Consider the following 9694-nt stretch of genomic DNA (forward strand, 5'->3'; position numbering starts at 1 on the left):
TCATCAATCTTGCGCAGCGCCTCAGCAACAATCGCCCGACGATCCGGACCCCCCACCGACGCAGCACTCTTCTCGCTCAACTCAACCTCCCCGTGAGCCACGCGAGCAGCTCGTCATCTGTCATACAGACCGAGCAGTCGCATCCAGTCGCTCGAACCCATCCCGCTGATAGATCTCCACACAGCTGGAGCGACGAATCTTGCCGCTGGTGGTGATCGGGATGGCGCCCGGCGGAACCAGGACCAGGTCGCCGCTCACCAAGCCGTGCGCCTTGGACAGCGCGGCGGTCACCTTACGTCGCACCTCGGTCAGCCGATCCAGGATCTCCTCCTCGGATCCGCCCTTGTTCTTCAACTCGGCGATCGTGACGAGCTGCTCAGACTCGCTGTTCGGGATCGAGATGGCCGCGACGCGCCCACCGGTGATCTCCTGGACGGTGGCCTCGATGTCGTCCGGATAGTGGTTGCGCCCATCCACGATCAGCAGGTCCTTGATTCGCCCGACGATGTACAGTTCGCCGTCGGAGATGACGCCGAGGTCACCGGTCATCAGCCAGGGTCCCTGCGGCGTCCCGGGCGACGGGTTGACCAGCTTGCCGCCGAAGGTCGCCTCGGTGGCCTGCTGGTTGTGCCAATAGCCGGCCGCAACGTTGGGGCCGTGCGCCCAGATCTCGCCCACCTTCCCCTCGGGGTTTTCGGTCTGGGTTTCCGGGTCCACGATACGCACGGTGCACGCGCGCGGCACCCCACAGCTGACCAGTTCGACCCCGCCTTCGGCCCCACCCGGCTCGGCCGTGCCGGCCGCCAGCTTGGTGTAGTCGAAGCGCGCGGTCGGCGGCGGGTTGCCGGGAGCGTTGGAGGTGAGGTAGACGCTGGCCTCGGCCAGCCCGTATCCGGGCCGCAGCGCCGCCGGGTTCAGGTCGAACTTGGCGAACCGGTCGACGAACCGGCGCAGCGTCGCGGCGTGAATCCGCTCGGCGCCGAAGCAGAAGGTGTGCACGTTGCCCAGGGTGAGCCCGGCCATGTCCTCGTCCGAGGTCCGCCGCACGGCCAGCTCATAGGCGAAGTTCGGCCCGCCGGTGAAACCGACCGGAGCCTTGGCCAGCTCGTGCATCCACCGGGAGGGCTTGGCCAGAAACGCCATGGGGCTCATGTGCACCGTGTGCACCTGCAGCACCATCGGGTAAATGACGGTGCCGAGCAGGCCCAGGTCGTGGTAGAAGGGCATCCACGACACCACGTTGAGCTCCGGCGGTGCCATGCCGCCGGTCAGCTCGAAGGTGTCCGAAGCCATCTGCACCATGTTCGAGACGGCGTTGGTGTGCGTGACCATGACACCGGCCGGGGTACGAGTCGAGCCGGACGTGTACTGCAGGAACGCGACCTTGGTGTGCGCGGTCGCCGACGGCGCGAACGCCGGCTCGGAGTCCAGGTCCAGGGCGTCGATCTCGATGACCACCGGAGTCTTGCCGGCCAGGCCCTTGATGGAGCTGGCGATGTCGCCGACGGCCGCCGTCGTCGTCAGGATCGCCGACGGCGAGCTGTCGCGCAGGGCCGCCGACACCCGCTCGTCGTGCACGCCGAACATCGGCACCGGCAACGGCACGGCGATCATGCCCGCCTCGAGCGCACCGTAGAACCCGACGATGTACTCCAGGCTCTGCGGGGCCAGGATCGCGACCCGGTCGCCCGGCGACGCGCAGGTCGCGAGCTCGGCGGCGACCACGCGCACCCGGTTGCGCAGCTGGGACCACGTCAGGGTCTCCCGGTAGCCGGCAGGGTCGACGTCGTAGTCGATGAAGGTGTAGGCCGCGGCGTCCGGCTTGTCGCGTTCCAGGTTCGCCAACAGGGTCGGGATGTGCGTTTCATATGCCGACATTGCGTTGTCTTCTCCTTGTGCTGTCAGGTCCGTGACCCTCACCTGCGGAGCGCTTCGCCCCGCACGGTGTCCGAGCTGACGGTTTCGCTGTGCACGGTCCCTGCACAGCGGAGGTATGCAATTGGGTGAGCGACATTCAGGGATGCTTGCCCCGCGAGATCAGACGTTGCGAGCACCCCAAACGGAATTGCTCAGCTGAATACGTCAACCCCAGCGCAGGTCGGTTGCTGGCCGTGCCGAGCCAGGACGGGGGCGGGGACCTCCAGGCGCCGAGATCGCCCGGCAGCCATGGCCGGTGCGGAGGATTCGATCATCGACACGGGTACCCCTTCTGGATGTTGGAACCTTCGCAAGAACTCCTTGGACCCCGACATCCCAGGTGTTTCCCTCCCGCGGAGGCTATCACGGACGCACAGCTGGCAGGCAATTTGTGGCTGCCGAGCAGCGCAGATACAGCAGTCCGCCATAGTAGCGGAGAACTCATTACCGCACCACCGATGTCGCCCGCGACGGCGGCTAATCCAGGACTGCGTGCCGGGCTGAAAAGTCAGCGCTCCAGCAGGCGCGCGAGCTTGTCTTCGATGTCGCCGACCAGTTCGGGCAGGTGATCGTTGAGGTAGAAGTGGTGACCGGGCGCGGAGAACACCCGCGAACTGAACTCCCCGGTGGTGCGCTGCGCCCACGGCCCCACTTTTTCGTCGGTCGCGACGTCGTCTTCGTCACCATGGAAGGCGAAAATGGGGCACGACACTCGTGCCTCCGGCGGGCAGTCGTAGTTCGCGATGGCTTTGAGGCCGCGCAGGGTGGGCAGAATCTTGGCCGCGAACTCCTCGTTCTCCAGGAACTCGGGGTTGACTCCCGTCATCGAGCTCATCGCATCCAGCAGGCCCCGGTCGGACTCGGGGATGTTGTCGTAGCCCGCCCGCCCCGGAGCACCGGCCGCCGAGACGAACAGGGCGGCGATCCGGTGGCCGTCCGTCTCGAACCGGCGCGCGACCTCGAACGCCAGCAGCGCGCCCATGCTGTGCCCGAAGAAGGCCACCGGCCCGTCCGAGGCCGTGGGCGGCGCGACGGTCTTGCAGACCTGGTCGGCGAGGTCTTCGATGCTGGTGAAAGCGCCGAGGTCATGCGTGCCGCCCTTGCCGGGATACTGCACTCCGATCCGTTTGACGTCGGTGGTGAACGCCTTGGAGAAACCCACGTAGTACTGCGGCGATCCGCCGGCGTGCGGGAAGATATAGAGCTTGGGCGTGCGGTCAGTCACGCGCCAACCCTACCGGCGGCCCGCTGTGTCGCCGGGACTCCCCGGGCCCGGACCGGCCCACCCGGGGCAAGGGCCGCTAACCGGTTGCGGCGTCGCGCTGCGCGAACGGCTCCCCCAGCTGCGGCACCGGGGTGTAGCCCTTCCGGCGCGCCTGGGCCGCACCCCGGCGAATCAGCGCCGCGGTGGCCACGAAACCGCCGTGGTCGACGCCGATGAACGGGGTCAGCAGCCGGTTGTGCACGAAACCGATCGCCAGCCCGGACGCCGGGTCGGCCCAGCCCATCGAACCGCCCAGCCCGATGTGGCCGTAGCCGGGCAGCGCCGAACCGAACGGAACCGCGTGATAGCCCAGATGGAACGCCAGCGGGATCACGACCGTGCGGTCCAGCTGCAGGGAGCGCCGGCCGCTCAGGCCGTCCACGATCCGCCGCGACAACAACTGGGTGCCGTCGATCTCGCCGCCGTTGGCCAGTGCGCCGTACAGGCGGGCCAAGCCGCGCGCGGTGGCGACCCCGTTGACGGCGGCGGCTTCGGTGTCCAGCAGCGGGATGTCACCGCGCACCGCGTCCATCACACCGGGGAAATAGATCGCGCCGAAACCCCCGTAGGGCAGCAGCGCGGCGGCCTTGGGCGCCAGGTGGTTCACCACCCGGTTCGGTCGGCTGCGCTGGGGCATGATGATCTCCGCGGCCCGGGTCGGCGCGTCGACCGGCGGACGGCCCAGGTGCAATCCGTCGATTCCCAGCGGCCCGGCGAGCTCGGAGCGGAACAGCTCCCGCATGCTCATACCGGTGACGCCCCGGGCCAGCCCCGACAGCAGCCATCCATAGGTCAGTGCGTGATAGGCGGGCTTTCCGCGTTCGGGCCCCGGGGCCGCCGCGGCCATCCGCGCCTCCATCTCCCGGTGGTCCAGCAGGTCCGCCCTGCTGACCCCGTTGAGGTGGGTCAGCCCGGCCCGGTGCCCCATCAGCTCGCGCACCGTGATCGCGGCCTTACCCCGGGCCGCGAACTCCGGCCAGTACCGGGCGACCGGCATGTCGTAGTCGATGAGGCCGCGGTCGACCAGCCGGTGGATCACCGTCGAGGCCGCGCCTTTGGTGGCCGAGAAGACCATCGCTCCGGTGTCGGCCGACCAGGGAACCCGTCCGCCACGGTCCGCCCAACCGGTCCAGACGTCCACCACCGGCTTACCGTCCAGGTACACAGCCAGTGCGCCGCCGCCGAAGCGTCGGCCGGGGAACGCCGCCGCGAAGGCACGCACGGCCCAGGAGAAGTTCGGGTCGGCCGCGCCGCGTATGTTCGCCGGCAAACCTGCCGCAGAGCCCTGGTAGAACTGTGTCATACCTGGCAATCTACTCCGCCGGAAAGCTGCCATAAGTCGAATTACCGCAACCGACAGATAGATTCGTGTGCGATGCCTAGTCCCAGACCGCCTCGAGGATGCGCTGGGCCGCCAGCGCGGGGGTCAGCTCCCCGCTGAGTACTTGTTGTTCCACTTCAGTCCGCACCTCGCGCACCGCGGGGGCGGACAGCGCGCGTTCGAGCACCGCGTCGCGTACCAGCTGGTGTGTCCACTGGACCTGCTGCGCCCGGCGCCGGGCGTCGAACTCGCCGGCGTCGATCAGCGTCTGCCGGTGCCGCTCCACCGTCTCCCAGAACTCCGCCACCCCGGTGCCCTCGATGGCGCTCATGGTCAGCACCGGCGGTCGCCACAGCGTCTCACGCGGGTAGATGAGCCGGATCGCAGCCGCCAATTCCCGGGCGGCGGCCCGCGCCTCGGTGAGGTGGTGGCCGTCGGCCTTGTTGACCACCACGATGTCGGCGAGTTCCAGGACACCCTTCTTGATGCCCTGCAACTGGTCCCCGGTGCGGGCCAGCGTCAAAAAGACGAAGGTGTCGACCATGTTGGCGACGGTGACCTCGGACTGGCCGACTCCGACGGTCTCGATCAGGATCACGTCGAAACCGGCGGCCTCCAACAGCACCACCGTCTCGCGGGTGGCCTTGGCGACCCCGCCCAGGGTTCCCGACGTCGGTGACGGCCGGATGTAGGCGCGTTCCTGCGCCCCGAGCCGCTGCATGCGGGTTTTGTCCCCGAGGATCGACCCGCCGGTACGCGTCGACGACGGGTCGACCGCCAGCACCGCCACCCGGTGCCCCTGCTCGACGAGGTGCATGCCGAGGGCTTCGATGGTGGTGGACTTACCCACCCCGGGAACACCGGTGATGCCCACTCGACGTGCCCCGCCGGCATCCGGCAGCAGCGCCAAAAGCAGTTCCTGCGCCTGCTGACGGTGGTCGGGCCGGGTCGACTCGACCAGGGTGATGGCCCGGGGAAGCACGGAGCGGTCCCCGGCGCGCACCGCCGCCGCCAGCTCGGCGACGGTGTCGGAGGTGTTGTCGGCCATCTACGCGTGGTCGGCGGCCGGTCCTGCCGGGTCGGTGAGCTCATAGCCCCGCCGGGCCGCGAGCGTGTGCAGCAGGTCCACCGCAGCGTCGGCGATCACCGTGCCGGGCGGGAAGATCGCGGTCGCCCCGGCGGCATAGAGCTCGTCGAAGTCTCCGGGCGGGATGACCCCGCCGACCACGATCATGATGTCGGGCCGGCCCACCTGCGCCAGTGCGTCACGCAACGCCGGCACCAACGTCAGATGGCCGGCGGCCAGCGACGACACCCCGACCACGTGCACGTCGTTGTCGGCGGCCTGGCGTGCCACCTCGTCGGGGGTGGAGAACAGCGCGCCCACGTCGACGTCGAACCCGATGTCGGCGAACGCGGTGGCGATCACCTTCTGGCCACGGTCGTGCCCGTCCTGGCCCATCTTGGCCACCAGGATGCGGGGCCGGCGGCCGTCGGCCTCGGCGAACTTCTCGACCAGGGCGGTTGCGCTTGCGATGTTGCTGCCCTTCCCCACTTCGTCACGGTAGACGCCGGAAATCGTCCGGATCTCGGCCTGGTGGCGACCGTAGACCTTTTCCAGCGCGTCGGAGATCTCTCCGAGTGTCGCCTTGGCCCGGGCGGCGTCGATGGCCAGCGCGAGCAGGTTGTTGCCCAGCCCGTCCGCCCCGGCCGCGCCACTGGCGCCGGCCGCGCGGGTCAACTCGGCCAGCGCGGCCTGGCAGGCCGCCTCGTCGCGTTCGGCGCGCAGCTGCTGCAGCTTGGCCAGCTGTTCAGCACGCACCCGGCTGTTCTCGACCTTGAGCACCTCGATCTCTTGGTCCTCGGCCACCTGGTACTTGTTGACCCCGATCAACGGCTGGCGCCCCGAGTCGATGCGGGCCTGGGTGCGCGCCGCGGCCTCCTCGATACGCAGCTTCGGGATGCCGTCGCTGATGGCCTGCGCCATTCCGCCGTGCGCCTCGACCTCGGCGATGTGGGCCCGGGCCCGCTGGGCCAGCTGATGGGTCAGCCACTCCACGTAGTAGGACCCGCCCCACGGGTCGATCGGCCGGGTGGTGCCCGACTCCTGCTGCAGCAGCAGCTGGGTGTTGCGGGCGATCCGGGCGGAGAAGTCGGTGGGCAGCGCCAACGCCTCGTCGAGGGCGTTGGTGTGCAGCGACTGGGTGTGGCCCTGCGTGGCGGCCATCGCCTCGATGCAGGTTCGGGCGACGTTGTTGAAGACGTCCTGGGCCGTCAGCGACCATCCCGAGGTCTGGGAATGTGTGCGCAGCGACAACGATTTCGCGCTCTTGGGGTCGAAGCGTGCGACCAGTTCGCTCCACAGCAGCCGGCCCGCACGCAGCTTGGCGACCTCCATGAAGAAGTTCATCCCGATGCCCCAGAAGAACGACAGCCGGGGCGCGAACTTGTCGATGTCGAGCCCGGCGTCCAGACCGGCCTTGATGTAGTCAACGCCGTCGGCCAGCGTGTAGGCCAGCTCCAGATCGGCCGTGGCGCCCGCTTCCTGGATGTGATAGCCGGAGATGGAGATCGAGTTGAACTTCGGCATCTTGGCGCTGGTGTAGGCGAAGATGTCGGAGATGATCCGCATCGAGGGCTTCGGCGGGTAGATGTAGGTGTTGCGCACCATGAACTCTTTGAGGATGTCGTTCTGGATGGTGCCGGCCAGTTTCTCCGGCGGGACACCCTGCTCCTCGGCGGCAACCACGTACAGCGCCAGGATCGGCAGCACCGCACCGTTCATGGTCATCGAGACGCTCACCGCGCTCAGGTCGATCCCGTCGAACAGCTGCCGCATGTCCAGAATGGAATCGATTGCCACTCCGGCCATTCCGACGTCACCCTGGACCCGCGGGTGGTCCGAGTCGTAGCCCCGGTGGGTGGCCAGGTCGAAGGCCACCGACAGACCCTTCTGGCCGGCCGCGAGGTTGCGGCGGTAGAAGGCGTTGGAGTCCGCCGCGGTGGAGAATCCGGCGTACTGACGGATGGTCCAGGGCTGGTTGACGTACATCGTCGGGTAGGGCCCGCGCACGAACGGGGCATCGCCGGGGAAGCTGTCCAGCGGGTAGCCCTGCGCGACCGCGGCGGCCCGGTCGGCGGCGGTGTACACCGGCTTGACCGCGATACCCTCCGGGGTGTCCCATTCCAGCTGTTCGGGAGCATAGCCGTGTGCGGCCGCGGCCCCCGCGACGTACTCGGCGACCGCTTCGGCGGTAACCGGGTCGGCGGTGCGCTCGCCGTGCAGGGCGACGTCGGCGAAGCTGCCCAGGGTGTTGTGCGAAGTGCTGGTGGTCATGGCGCTCAGGCCCCCAATCGGGTCAGTAGGTCCGACAACACCGCTACGGCATCGATTTTCATCGTCAGGTAGTCGTCCGGCCGGTTATCCGGGTCGCCCTGGTCTGCCACGGCCTTCGCCGGGCCGGCCAGGTAGACCCGGCCGATGCCGGCGGCTCGCGCCGCCCCGACCACTGCGGCGGCTTCGTCGCCGTAGCGGGCGTCGCTGCCGCACAGCACCGCCACATCCGGCGAGCCGGCCTGCGCCGCGGCCGCGGCCACCTGCTCGGCGCCGACCGTTCCGGGGTTGATCGCCGCGATGCCGCCGGACGCCAGCAGGTTGGTGGCGAAGGTGGTCCGGATGTTGTGTTCGGCCATGGGCCCCAGCGGCAGCAGCAGCACCTGCGGCCGGGCACCGGTGCGCGCCAGGTAGGCGTCGGAGCGGTCGCGCAGCGCCTCGAACTGCGCCGCGTAACGCCGCAGGCCCGCCGGGTCGGCGGTGGCTGCCGCGGCCGGCAACGGCGGCTCGTCGAGGTTGGGGTACTCGTTGACCCCGGTGATGGCGCTGCGCCGGTGGGCGACGTTCTCGGCCCGGGCGGCGGCGACTGCGGCGATCCGCTCGCCGAGGTGCTCGCGGGCGGCCTGGAATCCGCCGAGTGCTGCGTATTTTTCGAGCTCCTGGAACTGCCGCCACGCCTGCTGCGCCAACTGCTCGGTGAGGTCTTCGACGAACCAGGATCCGCCGGCGGGGTCCAGCACCTGGCCCAGGTGCGACTCCTCCAGGAGCAGCAGTTGGGTGTTGCGCGCGATCCGCCGGGAGAACGTCGCCGACGTGCCCGGCTGCCCGCCGGGGATCGCGGTGTCGAACGGCCAGACCAGCACGGTGTCCGCGCCGCCGACGCCGGCGCCGAAGGCGGCCAAGGTGGTGCGCAGCATGTTCACCCAGGGGTCGCGCTGCGTCATCATCGCCAGTGAGGTCTCGGCATGAATCAGGGCGCCACCGGCTTCCGGCGCCCCGGCCACCTCGGCGACCCGCGCCCAAAGCTGTCGCGCCGCACGGATTTTGGCGATGGTGATGAACTGGTCATCGTCGGCGGCGATCCGGAAGCTGATCTGGCGGGCGGCGTCGGCCACCGTCAGGCCGGCTTCGGTGAGCAGACGCAGGTAAGCGACCGCCGCGGCCAGTGCGCCCGCCAGCTCGTCTGCGGCACCGGCGCCCAGGTTGTGCAGGCCGGGACCGTTGACGGCGATGGCCCGCACGCCCTGGCGCTCGGCGCAACGCGTCGCCACCGCGACGATGTCGTCGGTCGACGGCGCCGGGCGCTGCGTCAGCGGCGCGGTCAGCGGATCGGCACCCAGGTCCACCGACAGGTTGGCCCGATCGCCCGGTTCCAGCGCGTCGACCAGGGCCAGCATGCTCTCGGCCGCGGCGGTGTAGTCGCCGGCGCCCGCTCCGTCGAGGAGCACCGGCACCAGGCCCAGGTAGACGTCGTCGAAGACCTGCCGCAGCTCCGCGGCCGGGACGCCCGCCTCGCCGACCCGCAGGACCAGGGCGCTGGCGCCCTCGGTCAGCGCCGTCAGGACTGCGGCGTTGGTGTCGGCGGCAGAACCCGAGCCATGGGGAAAGGCCTCGGCGACCTTCCATCCGGTGTTGACGTCGCGGGTGGGGTCGGCGCCGCGCACGAAGGGCCACTGGCCGGGCAGGGGCTGCTCGGGCAGCGCGTCGAACGAGGTGTAGAGCGGACGGATGGCGAAGCCACCGTCGCCGGCCAGCCCCTCGACGGGGGTGTCCAGCAGCCGTTCGGGCTCACCGCCGGTCTCCGCCTCGATGTCGGCGGCTTCGCGGCGCGTGCTCTTGGCCAGCACCCCGGCAACAG

The 9694-nt window shown here is 69.6% G+C and carries 6 protein-coding genes; all 6 read right to left on the minus strand.

Annotation, left to right across the window (positions count from 1 at the left end):
- Nucleotides 1-120 precede the first annotated feature (120 nt).
- A complete protein-coding gene (locus LI92_RS17135; protein WP_046320960.1) occupies nucleotides 121-1878 on the minus strand; it encodes an AMP-binding protein in 1758 nt (585 codons plus the stop codon).
- 547 nt (nucleotides 1879-2425) lie between these two features.
- Nucleotides 2426-3142, minus strand: coding sequence for a thioesterase II family protein (locus LI92_RS17140; RefSeq protein ID WP_046320963.1), 717 nt, complete (start codon nucleotides 3140-3142; stop codon nucleotides 2426-2428).
- 76 nt (nucleotides 3143-3218) lie between these two features.
- Nucleotides 3219-4484 carry an esterase/beta-lactamase LipL gene (gene lipL / locus LI92_RS17145; protein ID WP_046320964.1) on the minus strand — a complete coding sequence of 422 codons (1266 nt, stop codon included), beginning with the start codon at nucleotides 4482-4484 and terminating at the stop codon, nucleotides 3219-3221.
- Between the two features lie 76 nt (nucleotides 4485-4560).
- Nucleotides 4561-5550, minus strand: coding sequence for a methylmalonyl Co-A mutase-associated GTPase MeaB (gene meaB, locus LI92_RS17150; RefSeq protein WP_046320965.1), 990 nt, complete (start codon nucleotides 5548-5550; stop codon nucleotides 4561-4563).
- On the minus strand, nucleotides 5551-7839 hold the full coding sequence (gene scpA, locus LI92_RS17155; RefSeq protein WP_046320966.1) for a methylmalonyl-CoA mutase: 2289 nt from the start codon (nucleotides 7837-7839) through the stop codon (nucleotides 5551-5553).
- A 5-nt stretch (nucleotides 7840-7844) separates the two neighbouring features.
- Nucleotides 7845-9694: methylmalonyl-CoA mutase small subunit (gene mutA / locus LI92_RS17160; protein WP_046320968.1), on the minus strand; the 1850-nt coding region annotated here is incomplete at its 5' end.

Origin of the sequence: Mycobacterium sp. UM_Kg1 (assembly GCF_000972925.1) — a bacterium.
GTDB classification, from domain to species: Bacteria; Actinomycetota; Actinomycetes; order Mycobacteriales; family Mycobacteriaceae; genus Mycobacterium; species Mycobacterium hiberniae.

Bases quoted from the DNA above. Each gene is read 5' to 3' on its own strand.
- LI92_RS17135 (WP_046320960.1), bottom strand. From the start codon at position 1,878: ATGTCGGCATATGAAACGCACATCCCGACCCTGTTGGCGAACCTGGAA.
- lipL (WP_046320964.1), bottom strand. From the start codon at position 4,484: ATGACACAGTTCTACCAGGGCTCTGCGGCAGGTTTGCCGGCGAACATA.
- meaB (WP_046320965.1), bottom strand. From the start codon at position 5,550: ATGGCCGACAACACCTCCGACACCGTCGCCGAGCTGGCGGCGGCGGTG.
- scpA (WP_046320966.1), bottom strand. From the start codon at position 7,839: ATGACCACCAGCACTTCGCACAACACCCTGGGCAGCTTCGCCGACGTC.